The following is a 14,973-nucleotide window of genomic DNA, read 5'->3' as shown; positions in this document are numbered from 1 at the left end:
CCGGGAGTTATAAGAAAGTCGACCAGCGCAACCCGACGGGAAGGATGCAGCATGCCCCACACGCCCTCCAGCCATAGCGAAAAACGCGACTTCATTCGCATGCGCATCGACACCGAGGTCAGCCTTTTGCACGAAGGCCAGGTGATTGCGGCGGTGTGCCTGGACCTGTCCAGTGGCGGCATGCAGGTGCAGGCGCCGCAGCGCTTTCTGGTGGGTGATCTGATCGAGGTACGGATCGACTCCGACCATCCGGCGCTGAAGGGGCTGCATGCCAGCACCGAAGTGGTATGGATCGCCGACCAGCCGAGTGGGCAGCAGAAGTTCGGGCTGCGGATCCTGGCCATGCATTGATCCTGAGGCCGCTTTGCGGCCCCAGGTTCACAGATCAGAAGTCGTCTTCGACCTCGCCATCCTTCACCTTGAACTCGCGGTTTTGCAGGTAGGCATTACGAATGAAGATGTACTTGTCACCCTGAATCAGCTTTTCGGCCGAGAGCAGGCTGGCGCGGGTGTCGATCAGGTCCAGCGCAAAGATCGAGTTGCGCGTAGGCACGTGGTCGATGTAGCGATAGGGTTTGGTATAGGTGTCCGGGTACTTGGCCACACCGTCACGCACGGTGCTTGGGCCCAGCAGCGGGATGACCACATACGGCCCGCTCGGCACCCCCCAGTAGCCCAGGGTCTGGCCAAAGTCCTCGTCGTTGCGCTGCAGGCCCATCTTGGTACCCACATCGAAGAAGCCACCCAGGCCGAAGGTGGTGTTGACGATCAACCGCGCCGTATCCACGCCCGCCGCATGCGGCTTGAGCTGCAGCACGTCGTTGGCCAGGTTGGTCACGTCCCCCAGGTTGCGAAAGATGTTGTGGATGCCATCTTCGAGGAACTGTGGAGTGACCGCTTGGTAGCCCTTGGCCAATGGTTTGAGGGCATAGGTGTCGAGGGTATCGTTGAAGCGGAAGATCGGGCGGTTGACCGCTTCCCAGGGATCTTCCTCGGTGGCGGCCTGGGTGGCTGCCACGGGCGCCAGCAGCATGCTGGCACAGACACAGGCCTGGGTGACTCGTTCGATCACACTGGCACCGATCCTACGCATAGATGTTTCTCCATCGAATTTCTCGGCCGCAAGCGCAACAGGTCGCGCTGCTGTTAAGGCGGCAGTATAGAGACTTGCGGGCTGATAAACAGCCTTACACATTTTTGCTGAATATTTTGTGAACAACTGTTGCGCAGCGGCCGATGTCACAAGACGGTAACAATCAACGCATAGCCTTCGAACCATTTGGGGGAAGTTGCCATGGACACTGCGCCCGCCTTCACTGCTGTGCTGTTCGGCTTGCGCGGCTGCCTGGTGCAGGCTACCCATGGCGCGCCATCACCCGCCCCCGGCGCCCTGGCCACCCTTGCCAGCCTGCGTCAGCGCCAAGTGCCGTGCATCTGGCTGGATGACCTCAATACCGCGCAAAGCGAGCGCCTGGCCCATGTGCTGCCCGACTGGCTGCCAGGGCATGCGGTCAATGGCGTGCGCTGGCCAGCGCCGAACGCGTGCTGGCAGGCACTGATGGCGCTGGACAGCGAGCGCCTGGATGGCTGCGTATTGGTCAGCGGCGACCCCCGCCTGCTGCAGTCTGGCCTTAACGCCGGCTTGTGGACAGTGGGCCTGGCCGCCTGCAGCCCGTTATGCGACCGCACTTCTGCGCAATGGCAAGCCATGAGCCCGCAAGAGCAGGATCTGGCGCGTAGCAAGGCGACGCTGGCGCTATTCAGCCTGGGCGTGCACTCGGTGATCGACCATCTGGAAGCGCTGGACACCTGCCTGGTGGACATCGCCCAGCGCCGGCGCAAGGGTGAAAAACCCTGATACAGCAGCCTTGACGCGGATCATGCAAATCGCCAGCAGGTAGATTACCCTGAAGACAGGCCAGAACCTTTGCCACGCCGCCGAGGTCCATGGCTTGCCAAGCCATTGATGGAGAATAGCCAATGCCTGCCCGCGAATTGCAAGAGCGCCTGAACAGCTTGCGCGAGCAACTGGACCGCAACGTACCGCTTTCGGAAGAAGAGCTGGCCGCCCTGCACGAAGAGGCGCGCCAGATCGAGGCGCAACTGAAACTTGAGGAAGCCACGCCAGACAACAACCTGGTGGACGGCGTGAACCTGGCGATCGAACGCTTCGAGGCCGACCACCCCGACCTCACAGCCACCCTGCGCAGCATTGCCAACTCGCTGCACAGCATGGGGATCTGAAAGAGCGGGGGCCGCAAAGCGGCCCCCTGTATTACTGCCGTACCAGGCGTTTGTTATCCGGGCTGATCGCCCCGGTGCTGCGATACGGGTTGATATCCAGCCCACCGCGGCGCACATAGCGCGCATAGACCGTCAGGTGCTCCGGCTGCAGCAGATTCTTCAAGTCCAGGTAAATCCGTTCCACACACTGCTCATGGAAGTCGGCATGCTGGCGGAAGCTGATCAAGTAGGTCAGCAGGCTGGCGTGGTCCAGCGCCCTGCCCTTGTACTCAACCACCACGCTGCCCCAATCCGGCTGGCCGGTGACCGGGCAGTTGGACTTCAGCAGATGGCTATGCAGGGTTTCTTCCACCACCCGCGCCGGGTCGCAGCGCAACAGCTCTGGCTGCGGCTGCTCGTAGTTGCTGATGGCCACATCCAGTGCATCGATGCACTGCCCCGGTAGCGCCACCACACCCTGGGCTTCAACCTCGGCCAAAGTGCGCACCTTCACCCCCACCGGCTTGCCGGCAGCGGCGGACAGGTCTTTTTCCAGGCATGCCTGCAACGCGTCCAGCGAGGCGAACACCGTCTGGTTCAGCGAGTTGAGGTACAGCTTGAATGACTTGGACTCGATGATGTTTGGCGAGTCCGCCGGGATGGCGAACTCGCCGATCGCCACCACCGGCTTGCCCGAAGGCAGCAACCAGCTCAGCTCGAAGCAGTTCCAGAAATCCACCCCCAGCCAGGGCAAGGTCTGTGCAGTGACGCCCAGCTCGGCCCACTTGGCAGTACGCGGGATCGGGAACAACTGCTCCGGGGAGTAGGTGGCGATGTATTCGCTGGACTTGCCCAGCGGGGAATGTTCGGCAGCGGGATGCATGGAAACTGACCTAGAGGTTCGAAAATGCCCCTAGTCTACCGGTTTTGCACCCCGCCTTGCAGGGCCAGTCACTCAATGGTCAATGCCCCCACCATACCCGCCTGGTAATGCCCCGGCACGTTGCAGGCAAACTCGATGGGCACCGGTTGGCGGAAGGTCCAGGTCAGCTCGGCGCGTTGGCCGGGCATAACCATCACAGTATTGCCACCCCCGTGACCATGGCCATCGCCGTGGTCCATCATTTGGCCGTGGCTCATCATCTTGCCGTGATCCATGCCTTCGTGGTTCATGGCCTCGGTGAACATCTTGCCTTGCATGGCAACCATTTCCTTCTGGTGTTCGGCATGCATGGCCTTGTCGCCCAGGTTGAATTCGTGCGGCAGGTTGCCCTCGTTGACCAGCACGAAGCGCACCGTCTCGCCGGCTTTTACCTGCAGGCTTTTGGGCTCGAAGGCAATGTCCTTGAGCACCACGTTGACCGTGCGGGTGGCCTTGGCCGCCGGGGCAGGCTCGCCAAAGGCGAAGCTCTGCGCCTGGCTAGCGACAGCCGGCAGGCTGCCCAGGGCAAGGGTGGCGGCAATGAACAGGTGTTTCATGATGACTCCGGGAATACACAGCAGGATGAAGCCACATTAGCCGGGGCGACTGGCAGTTACCTGACAGGCACATTACAACTTCGTCAGTTTGGGCGAGCGGGCACATCGTCACGTATCATTTCACCCACCCCATTACCCCTGTGCTAGCGGTAAAGCGACGCCATAGGCCACGCACAATCTTTCAGAATATGGACAGTGCATGAAACTGCTGATCGTCGAAGACCAGGCCCGCACCGGCCAGTACCTGAGCCAAGGCCTGAGCGAGGCCGGCTTTGCCACCGAGTTGGCTACCGATGGCGAGACCGGCCAGTTCCTCGCCCTGACCGGCGACCACGACCTGCTGATCCTCGACGTGATGCTGCCTGGCCGCGACGGCTGGCAGATTCTTCAGGCCGTGCGCCAGGCAGGCCTGGATACGCCAGTGCTGTTCCTGACCGCCCGCGACGCCGTCGAGGATCGCGTGCATGGCCTGGAACTGGGCGCCGACGACTACCTGGTCAAGCCGTTCGCCTTTTCCGAACTGCTGGCCCGGGTACGCAGCCTGCTGCGCCGTGGCACCAGCCCGAGCCAGGACACGACCCTGAGCCTGGCCGACCTGCGCCTGGACCTGATCCGACGCCGCGCCGAGCGCGCCGGGCAGCGCATCGACCTGACCGCCAAGGAATTCTCACTCCTTGAGCTGCTGCTGCGCCGCCAGGGTGAGGTGCTGCCAAAATCGCTGATCGCCTCGCAGGTGTGGGACATGAACTTCGACAGCGACACCAATGTGATCGAAGTGGCCATCCGCCGCCTGCGCCTGAAGATCGACGACCCGCACCCCAACAAGCTGATCCACACCGTACGCGGCATGGGTTACGTACTCGAAGAGCGCACCGAGTGATGCGCCGGGTTTCCCTCGGTAACCGCCTGGCCCTGCTGTTCGCCGCCTGCACCGCCACTGTCTCGCTGGGCGCCGGCCTGCTATTCAGCCGGGCCAGCGAGCAGCACTTCGTCGAACTTGACCAACAACTGCTGGACTCGCGCCTGTCCTTGTTTCGTACGCAACTGGCTGATGTCAGCACGGCTGATGAGCTCCAGGCCCGCCTGCCTGCCCTGCGCGATGAACTGAGTCACCAGGCCGACCTGGCCTTGCGTATCAGCGCCAGCAATGGCGCCACCTGGTTCGAAAGCCGCAGCGGGCTGCCGCAAGCAGCGCTGGCCACCGGGCTGGCCACCCTGCATGCGCAAGGCATCGACTACCGCAGCCTGTCCGTGCCCCTGAAACAGGGCACCATGCAGTCGCCGCGACTGACCCTGTACCTCGACATCACCCACCACCAGCACTTCCTGCAGGGCATGCAACGGCTGATCTGGCTGACGGTCGGCCTGTCGGCGCTAACCACCGCACTACTGGGTGCCTGGGCCGCCCGCAGCGGCCTGCGCCCATTGCGGCAGATGGGCCAGGTGGCCGCCAGCGTGTCAGCGCGTTCGCTCACCACCCGTCTGCCGGTGGCGCAGATGCCCGAAGAGTTGGCCGAGCTGGCCAGCAGCATGAACGCGATGCTGCAGCGCCTGGACGATGCCTTCCAGCGCCTGTCAGCGTTCTCGGCCGATATCGCCCACGAGTTGCGTACGCCGCTGTCCAACCTGCTGACCCACACCCAGGTCACCCTCACCCGCCCACGTAGCCTCGAAGAATACCGAGAGGCGCTGCATGGCAACCTGGAAGAACTGCAATGGATGGCGCAGATGATCAACGACATGCTGTTTCTGGCCAAGGCCGACCACGGCCTTCTGGTACCGGGGCACGCGCCTTTGGCGCTGCATGACGAGGTGGATGCACTGCTGGAGTACTACGCGCCTCTGGCAGAAGACAACGACGTGCAGATGCTGCGCGAGGGTGAAGCGGTGCTGCACGGCGACCAGCATATGCTGCGCCGGGCGCTGTCCAACCTGCTGGACAACGCCATGCGTTTTACCCCGGCAGGAGGACAGATCAAGGTGACCCTGGGGCCGGGGCCGACGATCAACGTGGCCAATACCGGACTGGCTATCGACCCGGCGGCACTACCGCGGCTTTTCGACCGCTTCTACCGGGTGGACCCGGCTCGACGGGAAGGCAGCAGCGAGCATGCGGGGTTGGGCTTGGCAATTACCCGGTCGATCGTGCAGGCCCATGGCGGGTGCATACGGGCGGAGTGCGAGGGTGGGTGGACCCGATTCGTGATCGAGTTCGCTCAAGATCGGTAACCCTGGGGCGCTTTACGCCCCCAGGATCTCAGGCAAACATCAAACCGCCAGGCCAATCGCCGGCTGCACCTGCGACGCCCGGTAGGCCGGGTAAAGGGTCGCCAGGAAACTCATCACCAGGCCGGCGGTGCAGATGATCGCCACATCCCCCCACTGCAACTGCGACGGCAAGCTGCTGACGAAGTACACATCCGACGTAAAGATGTGCTGCCCGCTCACCCGCTCCAGCCAGCCGACGATCTGGCTCACATTGAACGCCGCAATCACGCCCAGTACGCCACCAATCAGCGTGCCGACAATGCCGATCAGGCTGCCCTGGACCATGAACGTGCCCATGATCTGCGCCGGCGTGGCGCCCAAGGTACGCAGGATGGCAATGTCCGGCCCCTTGTCGTTCACCACCATCACCAGGGTGGCGATGATATTGAACGCCGCTACCGCGATGATCATCATCAGCAACAGGCCGATCATGGTCTTTTCCATCTTCATGGCGCTGAACAGGCTGCCCTGGGTATGCGACCAGTCATCGGCCCGGTAGGCGTCCCCAAGCCCGGCAGCAATCGCCTTGGCCACCTGCGGAGCGGCATACAGGTCGTGCAGCTTAAGGCGCACACCTTGCACCTGGCCCGGCGCCCAGCGCTGCATCTCAGCTGCATCAGCAACATGGATATAGGCCTGCGACCCATCCAGCTCGGCGCCGACCTTGAAGATGCCAACCACGGTGAGGCGCTGCATGCGCGGGGTGATGCCACCCGGTTCCTTGCTGATTTCCGGCACGATCAAGGTCAGCTTGTCGCCGGTGTTCAGGCGGAAGCGGCGTGCGGTCAGCTCACCGATAACCACACCGAACTCACCGGGCTGCAAGCCCTGCAGACGGCCCTGGACGATGTGCTGGCCAACGATGGAAACCTTGCCCTCCTCGGCCGGGTCGATACCACCCACCTGGATCGGCTGCATGGCGCCCTTGTACGACAGCATGCCTTCCATCTCGGTAATCGGCGCCACAGCCATCACCGCCGGATTCTTCATGGCAGCGTCGGCCACCTTGTGCCAATCGTCCAGCGGCTGCACGCCCAGGATGGCGGCATGCGGCACCAGGCCGAGAATGCGCGAGCTCATTTCGCGCTGGAAGCCGTTCATCACCGACAGCACCACGATCATCGCCAGCACGCCCAGCGACAGGCCGATCATCGAAGTCATCGAAATGAACGAGATGAAGTGGTTGCGACGCTTGGCTCGGGTGTAGCGCGCGCCGATAAAGATGGGCAAGGGTCTGAACATGTACGAAATCACCCAATGGAAACAGGAAAACGGGGCAGCACCTGCCACCCCGGCAGTCGATCAGATGGCCACCAGGTGGCCATCGTCGAGCTTCAGCACACGGTCCATCTGCCGCGCCAGGTTGAGGTCGTGGGTGACCACCAGGAATGCCGTGCGCGAAGCGCTGGACAGCTCCTGCATCAGTTCCTGGATGCCCTGGGCGGTATGGTGGTCGAGGTTACCGGTCGGCTCGTCGAGCATCACCAGGCCCGGGCGGTTGACCAGCGCCCGGGCAATCGCCACACGCTGGCGCTCGCCGCCGGAAAGCTCGGCCGGCTTGTGGTTCAGGCGGTGGCCCAGGCCTACCCGCTTGAGCAGCGCCTCGGCACGCTCCCGGGCCTCGGGGATGGGCGTTCGGCCGATCAGCAGCGGCATGCACACGTTCTCGATGGCGGTGAATTCCGGCAGCAGGTGGTGGAACTGGTAGACAAAGCCCAACTCGCGGTTGCGTAGCAGGCCACGGGCACGCTCGCCCAGTGCCGACAGCTCTTCGCCAGCCAGCCACACGCTACCCTGGGTCGGCCGGTCGAGGCCGCCCAGCAGGTTGAGCAAGGTACTCTTGCCCGACCCGGAACTGCCAACGATGGCCACCCGCTCACCGGCCTGCAGTTCCAGGTTGAGCCCGGACAGCACCTGCACCGACTCCGGGCCCTCGTCGTAGGACTTGCCCAGGTTGCGGCAACTCAGAACGGCTTTATCACTCATGCGCGACTCACTCATAACGTAGCGCCTCTGCAGGCTGGGTGCGGGCCGCACGCCAGGCCGGATACAGGGTGGCGAAGAAACTCAGGACCAGTGCCGCACCGCAGACCATGTACACGTCCTGGGCCAGGATCTGCGACGGCAGGTAATCGATGAAGTACACGTCGGCGTTGAGGAACTTGTGGCCGATCAGTGTCTCGATGCCGGCGATCGCCGCGCTCACGTTCAGGGCCGCGAAGATCCCGACGACGGCGCCGATCAGGGTACCGATCACCCCGATCACCGTGCCCTGGACCATGAAGATGAGCATGATCTGCCCGGGCGTGGCGCCCAGGGTGCGCAGGATGGCGATGTCGCCGCGCTTGTCGTTGACCACCATCACCAGGGTGGAAATGATGTTGAACGCCGCCACCGCCACGATCAGCAGCAACAGCAGGCCGATCATGGCCTTTTCCATACGGATCGCCTGGTACAGGTTGCCGTGGGTACGGGTCCAGTCACGGCTATAGAACTCCTGTTCGCCCAGCTGCTGGGCGATGCTCCAGGCTACGCGCGGCGCCTGGAACAGGTCGTCGAACTTCAGGCGCAGGCCCTGGACCTGGTCGGGCTTCCAGCGGTGCAGGCGGGACAGGTCGCTGATGTTGGTCAGGCCCAGGTAGCCGTCGATCTCCCCCGCGCCAACGTGGAAGGTGCCGACCACGGTGAAGCGCTTCATGCGCGGGAACATGCCGGCGGGGGTCACGCTGACCTCGGGGGCGACGAAGGTGAGCTTGTCGCCGATGGCAACGCCCAGCTTGGCCGCCGCCTTGTCGCCGATCATGATGCCCCACTCGCCCGGCGCCAACTGGTCCAGGCGGCCTTGCAGGACGAAGTTGTCGATGATCGACACCTCGCGCTCGCGAGCAGGGTCGATGCCGTTGAGCAGCACCTTCTGCACCTTGCCATCATGGGTCAGCAGGCCCTGCATCTGGGTGAACGGTGCAACCGCCACCACCTGCGGATTCTGCTTTACTTGTTGGGCAAGGGCCTGCCAGTCGGCAATGGGCTGGCCGCTCTCCAGCGTGGCATGGGGAATCATCCCCAACACGCGGGTGCGCATCTCGTGGTCGAAACCGTTCATCACCGACAGCACCACGATCATTACCACCACGCCCAGGGCGAGGCCGATCATCGAGGTCAGGGAAATGAACGAGACGAAGTGATTGCGACGTTTGGCACGGGTATAACGCGTACCGATGAATGCGAAAAGAGGTCTGAACATGTCGGGGCTTGTTCGGATGAAAGGGAACGTCCTTGTGGCGAGGCGCCTACGGCGGCTTTACACTCGGACCACCGCCGCTACCTTGGGTTCGCCATGACGACATTAGACGAAGAAGATCGCCGCGAATACTACCGCATCGAAGATCGGATCGCACTTCAAATAAGCCCCCTTAGCGCGGCTGAAGCCCTTGAACCAGATGTGTTGCAAGATGATTCGCCGTTGTTCAACCTGCTCAGCGAGCTGCACCTGTCGGACTTCGAGTCGCAACACCTGTTGCGCCAGCTAAGCGACAAGGACCGCACCCTCGCCGCGTTCCTGCGGGCACAGAACAAGCGCCTCGACTTGCTCAGCGCGGTGGTTGCACAAACCCTGCTTGGCGAGGTCGGCGAGCCGCTGCCGGTGGTCATTTCCGAAGGCGGCATCGAATCCGCCCAAGCCACACAGATTGCCCCCGGTACCCGGGTGAAAGTGAAAATGGTGCTGATGCCGCGCGCCCATGGCCTGCTGCTGCGCGGCAAGATCACCCATTGCGACCCTCGCCCGGAGGGCGGCTTCGAGGTCGGCACCGAGTTCATCGACATGACCGATGCCCAACGACAACTGCTGGCGCGTTACATCCTGCAGCGCCAGCAACAGCAACGGCGCCAGCAGCTGGAACTGAACGACCCCGCCTCCTGAGCCAATTTCTCCCTGATTTGAAGGAACGAACGTGACCCTGATCTACGGCCATCGCGGCGCCAAGGGCGAAGCACCCGAGAACACCCTGAAGAGCTTTCAGCAATGCCTGTCCCATGGCGTGACCCGCTGCGAGCTGGACCTGCACTTGTCATCCGACAACGAACTGATGGTCATCCACGACCCCACCCTCAAGCGCACCACGGGCCGGCGCGGCAAAGTGGTCGAGCACCCGGCCGCCGAACTGGTCAAGATCGATGCCCGCAAAGGCGGCCCGGGCCATGTGCAGCCCTGCCCGATCCCGAAACTGGAAGAGCTGTTCGAAAAATGCCCGTTCGAACACTGGCAACTGGAGGTGAAAAGCGCCTCGCGCACCCGCGCGGCCACCACCGTCCTGGCGATCCGTGAACTGGCCCAGCAATATGGCCTGCTGGACAAGGTGACCATCACCTCCAGTTCACGCGAAGTACTGGGCGCCGCCCTGGAACTGGTGCCAGACGTGAAGCGTGGGCTGGTGGCCGAATACGCCTGGCTCGACCCGCTGAAGGTGGCACAGAACTACGGCTGCGAACTGCTGGCATTGAACTGGACGCTGTGCACCCCCGAGCGCCTGCTCAAAGCACAGGGCCAGGGTTTGCATGTGTCGGTGTGGACGGTCAACGAGCCGGCACTGATGCGCCGGCTTGCTGACTTTGGTGTGGACAGCCTGATTACAGACTTTCCCGGTTTGGCCAAGACCACCCTCGGGTAGGGTTGAAATCGGTCTCTCCGACCGGCTCAGGCCACCGGTCGGAGCCGCTCAAAAAAGCCGGTTCAGGCCGTCATAGGCAGCTACCCGATAGGCTTCGGCCATGGTCGGGTAGTTGAACGTGGTGTTGACGAAGTACTTCAGGTTGTTCTGCTCACCCGGCTGGTTCATGATCGCCTGGCCAATGTGGACGATCTCCGAAGCCTGGTAGCCGAAGCAATGCACGCCGAGGATTTCCAGGGTTTCGCGGTGGAACAGGATCTTCAGCATGCCCTGCGGCTCGCCGGCGATCTGCGCACGCGCCATGCTCTTGAAGAAGGCCTTGCCCACTTCGTACGGCACCTTGGCCTGGGTCAGCTCCTGCTCGTTCTTGCCGATCGAGCTGATCTCGGGAATGGTGTAGATACCCGTCGGCACGTCGTTGACGAAGCGCCAGCTGCCGTTATCGACAATGCTGCCAGCGGCCGACCGGCCCTGGTCATGGGCGGCACTGGCCAGGCTTGGCCAGCCGATCACGTCGCCGGCACCGTAGATGTTCGGCACGGTGGTGCGGTAGGCCTCGTCGACCTCGATCTGACCGCGGCTGTTCACCTTGATGCCGATGTTTTCCAGGCCCAGCTTGTCGGTGTTGCCGGTACGGCCGTTGCACCACAGCAACGCGTCGGCCTTGATCTTCTTGCCCGACTTGAGGTGCAGGATCACCCCGTTGTCCAGGCCTTCGACACGCTCGTACTCTTCGTTGTGGCGCACGGTGATGTTGTTGTTGCTGAAGTGGTAGCTCAGCGCCTGGGAAATTTCCGAGTCGAGGAAGCTCAGCAGCTGGCCACGGTTGTCGACCAGCTCGACCAATACGCCCAGGCCACTGAAGATCGAAGCGTATTCGCAACCGATCACGCCGGCACCGTACACGATCAGCTTGCGCGGGGTATGGCTGAGGCTGAGGATGGTGTCGCTGTCGTACACGCGCGGGTGGTGGAAGTCGATGTCGGCCGGGCGGTAGGGGCGCGAGCCGGTCGCGATGATGATGTGCTTGGCGTTGAGCTTCTCGACCACGCCGTTCGGGCACACCACTTCCACGGTTTGCTCGTCGGCAAAGCTGCCGGTGCCGACGAACACGTCGACGCGGTTACGGGCATAGTAGCCGGTGCGCGATGCCACCTGCTTGGCGATGACCTTCTCGGCGCTTTTCAGCACGTCCGGGAAGGAGAACCAGCGCGGCTCGCCGATGGCACGAAACATCGGGTTGGTGTTGAACTGCATGATCTGCCGCACCGAGTGACGCAGTGCCTTGGACGGAATGGTACCCAAGTGGGTGCAGTTGCCACCGACCTGGCGACGGTCATCGACCATCGCTACCTTGCGCCCTGCTTTGGCGGCGTTCATTGCCGCGCCTTCACCGGCCGGGCCGGAACCCAGCACCACTACGTCGTAGTTGTAGACAGCCATGCGTACTCCTTCAGAACTGGCCCGCAAGCCACGGTCGCTCGCGGGGCACGATCATGCCGCCGGGGCGCCATGAGAAAATTCGGGTGCAGTCTAATCAACCCTGAACGCCGCGCACATTAACCCTTGGTCGCGTCGTAGGCCAATTTTGCCCGCACTACATATGCTTCACCCATTCCCTGGCGGCAATCATCCCTGCCAGTGCTTTCACTGGCCTTTCACTGCCCGTTCGAACGCGGGCGTAGCTCGGGAGACGAAGCCTCCCTCTGCTCGAGTCACCAAAACCGCCGCCAAGTCATGCGCCACGGCAAAATCCCAGCCTTGCTGTGGGCCCAGGATGAGTAGCAGCGTCGAATAGCCATCGGCCAGCAGTGCTGAGGCGTCCAGCACCGTAACGGCAGCCAGGTCATGTTCGACCGGGCGCCCGAGGCGGGCATCGAAGGTGTGCGAATAGCGCCGGCCATTCTGCTCGAAATAGTGCCGATAGTCACCCGAGGTTGATACTGAAAGGCTATTGACCGGAATAATTTGGCGAGCGATCTGACGGTCTTCGCGGGGCAGTTCCAGGGCAATACGCCAAGGGCTGCCGTCAGGCTTGCGGCCAACCGCCTTCAGCTCGCCAGTGGCCTCGGCGACAAAACTGCTGACACCCATGGCCTGCAGGCGCGCAGCGATCAAGTCGACAGCATGACCGGCGACGATACTGTTGAAGTCGAGCTGCACCGGGGCACCCTTGCACAGGGCTCGACCTTTGACGCGCAGGTGCTGGTAGCCCACACGCTGGCGTACCTGGGCCAGTGCCTGTGGTTCGGGCACCTGCTGGTGACGGGCCTGAGGGCCGAAGCCCCACAGATCGAGCAAAGGCTCTACCGTGAGATCGAAGGCGCCATCGCTCTGCTCGGCAAGGTGCTGGCCCAGGCTGACCAACGCGAGCATGTCAGGCGGCAGGGCCAGGCACTGGCCGGCAGGCAAGCGGTTGAACTGGCTTACGATGGAATCGCTGCGGTAGGTCGAGTAGTGGTGGTCGATGTCGTGCAGGATGGTTTCCACCGCCCTCTGCACCTGGGCCGGCTCCGGGCCACCAGGCTCGCGGACGTACTGGATGCTGTAGCTGCTGCCCATGGTCGGGCCACCCAGGCGCTCCAGGGTGGGGCCCTGGTTGCAGGCGGTGAGTAGCAGCAGAATGAACAGTAGGGCTGTGCGCACAGTAGGGTTTCTCGGTTGCCAGTGCTGGCCTCTTCGCGGGTAAACCCGCGCCTACAGGGGCAGCGATAATCCGGTAGGCGCGGGTTTACCCGCGAAAGGGCCGGCACTGACAACACACATTCAGAATAAAAAAAACGGGAACCCGAAGGTTCCCGTTTTTTCATTGCCTTACAAGCGAATCAGCGTGGAAACGCTGGCGGGTTCACACCGGCCATGTCTTCCATCACACGAACCACCTGGCAGCTATAACCAAATTCGTTGTCGTACCAGACGTACAGAACAACGCGGTTGTCGTTGGCGATGGTCGCCTCTGCGTCAACCACACCGGCATGGCGCGAGCCGACGAAGTCGGTCGAAACCACTTCCTGCGAAGCCACGTAGTCGATCTGCTTGTGCAGCTCCGAGTGCATGGCGGTCTGGCGCAGGTACTCGTTGATCTCGTCGCGGGTGGTGGCCTTTTCCAGATTCAGGTTCAGGATGGCCATCGAAACGTTCGGCGTCGGAACACGAATCGCGTTGCCGGTCAGCTTGCCCTTCAGCACTGGCAGTGCCTTGGCAGCAGCGGTGGCGGCGCCGGTTTCGGTGATTACCATGTTCAGCGGCGCGGCACGGCCACGGCGGCTGCCCTTGTGGAAGTTGTCGATCAGGTTCTGGTCGTTGGTGAACGAGTGAACGGTTTCGACGTGGCCGTTGACGATGCCGTACTGGTCGTTGATGGCCTTGAGCACCGGCACGATGGCGTTGGTGGTGCAGGAGGCCGCCGAGATGATCTTGTCATCGGCAGTGATATCACCGTGGTTGATACCGTGCACGATGTTCTTCAGCGCGCCCTTGCCAGGTGCGGTGAGGATCACGCGGGCAGCACCCGGGCAGGCCAGGTGCTGGCCCAGGCCGTCGGCGTCACGCCATACGCCGGTGTTGTCGACGATGAGCGCATTGTCGATGCCGTACTGGGTGTAGTCGACTTCGCTCGGGCTCTTGGCGTAGATAACCTGGATCAGGTTGCCGTTGGCGGTGATGGTGTTGTTGGCTTCGTCGATGGTGATGGTGCCATCGAACGGGCCGTGCACCGAGTCACGGCGCAGCAGGCTGGCACGCTTGACCAGGTCGTTTTCGGCGCCTTTGCGCACGACGATGGCACGCAGACGCAGGCCGTCACCACCACCGGTCTTCTCGATCAGGATGCGCGCCAGCAGGCGGCCGATGCGACCGAAGCCGTACAGGACAACGTCGGTGCCTTTGCGCGCCGAAGCGTTCTGCTGACCGACCACGTCGGCCAGCTCTTCACGGACGAACTGCTCGGCAGTGCGGCCATTGCCTTCCTGCTTGAACTTGTTGGCCAGCTTGCCCAGGTCGACCGATGCGGCGCCCAGTTTCAGCTCGCTCATGGCCTTGAGCAGGGGGAATGTCTCGTGGACGGACAGTTCGGTTTCGTCGGTTTGGCGGTGGCGCGCAAAGCGGTGCGCCTTGAGGATCGAGATAACCGAACGGTTGATCAGGCTGCGGCCATAAATCGAGCTCACCACATTGTTATTGCGGTAGAGCTGACCGATAAGCGGGATCATCGCTTCAGCCAGGGCTTCACGATCAATCCACTCACCAAGACACTGGTCGGGCTTCTGAGTCACGGGAACCTTCCACATGTAGGGACAGAAAAAAGGGGCTACATTATGACGCCCCAACGCGG

Annotated in this window: 16 protein-coding genes; 7 read left to right on the top strand and 9 right to left on the bottom strand. The window is 62.7% G+C overall.

Annotation, left to right across the window (positions count from 1 at the left end; all coding sequences use genetic code 11):
• Positions 1-51: 51 nt before the first annotated feature.
• Positions 52-351 (top strand): PilZ domain-containing protein, encoded by a 300-nt coding sequence (locus tag I8746_RS10895; protein WP_012053147.1) that lies wholly within the window; start codon positions 52-54, stop codon positions 349-351.
• 34 nt (positions 352-385) lie between these two features.
• Here I8746_RS10895 and I8746_RS10890 read toward each other — a convergent pair whose 3' ends face one another.
• Positions 386-1,093 carry a VacJ family lipoprotein gene (locus tag I8746_RS10890; RefSeq protein WP_012053148.1) on the bottom strand — a complete coding sequence of 236 codons (708 nt, stop codon included), beginning with the start codon at positions 1,091-1,093 and terminating at the stop codon, positions 386-388.
• 201 nt (positions 1,094-1,294) lie between these two features.
• On the opposite strand from I8746_RS10890, the gene I8746_RS10885 reads away from it, so the two are divergent.
• Both I8746_RS10885 and I8746_RS10880 read left to right on the top strand, forming a co-directional pair.
• On the top strand, positions 1,295-1,858 hold the full coding sequence (locus I8746_RS10885; RefSeq protein WP_012053149.1) for a hypothetical protein: 564 nt from the start codon (positions 1,295-1,297) through the stop codon (positions 1,856-1,858).
• 122 nt (positions 1,859-1,980) lie between these two features.
• On the top strand, positions 1,981-2,244 hold the full coding sequence (locus I8746_RS10880) for a DUF4404 family protein (protein WP_003248815.1): 264 nt from the start codon (positions 1,981-1,983) through the stop codon (positions 2,242-2,244).
• Positions 2,245-2,275: 31 nt separating this feature from the next.
• On the opposite strand, the gene queF is transcribed toward I8746_RS10880, so the two are convergent.
• Positions 2,276-3,106, bottom strand: coding sequence for an NADPH-dependent 7-cyano-7-deazaguanine reductase QueF (queF, locus tag I8746_RS10875; protein WP_004576985.1), 831 nt, complete (start codon positions 3,104-3,106; stop codon positions 2,276-2,278).
• A gap of 68 nt (positions 3,107-3,174) precedes the next feature.
• The gene (locus I8746_RS10870; protein ID WP_221100666.1) at positions 3,175-3,702 is read right to left on the bottom strand and encodes a plastocyanin/azurin family copper-binding protein; all 528 of its coding nucleotides are present in this window, start codon (positions 3,700-3,702) and stop codon (positions 3,175-3,177) included.
• 199 nt (positions 3,703-3,901) lie between these two features.
• On the opposite strand from I8746_RS10870, the gene cinR reads away from it, so the two are divergent.
• Together cinR and cinS are read left to right on the top strand one after the other, a co-directional pair.
• Entirely contained in the window at positions 3,902-4,582 is a 681-nt protein-coding gene (gene cinR / locus I8746_RS10865) for a two-component system response regulator CinR (protein ID WP_014753919.1), read from the top strand.
• Complete coding sequence (gene cinS / locus I8746_RS10860) at positions 4,579-5,931, top strand: two-component system sensor histidine kinase CinS (RefSeq protein ID WP_143999820.1); 1,353 nt, start codon at positions 4,579-4,581, stop codon at positions 5,929-5,931. The genes cinR and cinS overlap by 4 nt, the downstream gene beginning before the upstream one ends.
• Before the next feature lie 39 nt (positions 5,932-5,970).
• Here cinS and I8746_RS10855 read toward each other — a convergent pair whose 3' ends face one another.
• The 3 genes from I8746_RS10855 to I8746_RS10845 are packed head-to-tail and all read right to left on the bottom strand — an operon-like array spanning position 5,971 to position 9,214.
• Complete coding sequence (locus I8746_RS10855) at positions 5,971-7,212, bottom strand: lipoprotein-releasing ABC transporter permease subunit (RefSeq protein ID WP_003248806.1); 1,242 nt, start codon at positions 7,210-7,212, stop codon at positions 5,971-5,973.
• Positions 7,213-7,272: 60 nt separating this feature from the next.
• Complete coding sequence (gene lolD / locus I8746_RS10850; protein ID WP_014753922.1) at positions 7,273-7,956, bottom strand: lipoprotein-releasing ABC transporter ATP-binding protein LolD; 684 nt, start codon at positions 7,954-7,956, stop codon at positions 7,273-7,275.
• Between the two features lie 7 nt (positions 7,957-7,963).
• A complete protein-coding gene (locus I8746_RS10845) occupies positions 7,964-9,214 on the bottom strand; it encodes a lipoprotein-releasing ABC transporter permease subunit (RefSeq protein ID WP_003248802.1) in 1,251 nt (416 codons plus the stop codon).
• A gap of 93 nt (positions 9,215-9,307) precedes the next feature.
• Here I8746_RS10845 and I8746_RS10840 point away from each other — a divergent pair, with 93 nt between their 5' ends.
• Both I8746_RS10840 and I8746_RS10835 read left to right on the top strand, forming a co-directional pair.
• A complete protein-coding gene (locus I8746_RS10840) occupies positions 9,308-9,892 on the top strand; it encodes a PilZ domain-containing protein (protein WP_003248801.1) in 585 nt (194 codons plus the stop codon).
• A 31-nt stretch (positions 9,893-9,923) separates the two neighbouring features.
• Complete coding sequence (locus I8746_RS10835; protein ID WP_003248799.1) at positions 9,924-10,640, top strand: glycerophosphodiester phosphodiesterase family protein; 717 nt, start codon at positions 9,924-9,926, stop codon at positions 10,638-10,640.
• 48 nt (positions 10,641-10,688) lie between these two features.
• Here I8746_RS10835 and sthA read toward each other — a convergent pair whose 3' ends face one another.
• The 3 genes from sthA to I8746_RS10820 form a co-directional block, all read right to left on the bottom strand.
• On the bottom strand, positions 10,689-12,083 hold the full coding sequence (sthA, locus tag I8746_RS10830; RefSeq protein ID WP_010953139.1) for a Si-specific NAD(P)(+) transhydrogenase: 1,395 nt from the start codon (positions 12,081-12,083) through the stop codon (positions 10,689-10,691).
• A gap of 204 nt (positions 12,084-12,287) precedes the next feature.
• Entirely contained in the window at positions 12,288-13,286 is a 999-nt protein-coding gene (locus tag I8746_RS10825; protein WP_221100665.1) for an FAD:protein FMN transferase, read from the bottom strand.
• Between the two features lie 179 nt (positions 13,287-13,465).
• Positions 13,466-14,929, bottom strand: coding sequence for a glyceraldehyde-3-phosphate dehydrogenase (locus I8746_RS10820; RefSeq protein ID WP_010953137.1), 1,464 nt, complete (start codon positions 14,927-14,929; stop codon positions 13,466-13,468).
• Positions 14,930-14,973: the final 44 nt, after the last annotated feature.

Origin of the sequence: Pseudomonas sp. USTB-Z (assembly GCF_019691255.1) — a bacterium.
Lineage (GTDB): Bacteria > Pseudomonadota > Gammaproteobacteria > Pseudomonadales > Pseudomonadaceae > Aquipseudomonas > Aquipseudomonas alloputida.
This window is presented reverse-complemented; position numbering and strand designations above follow the sequence as displayed.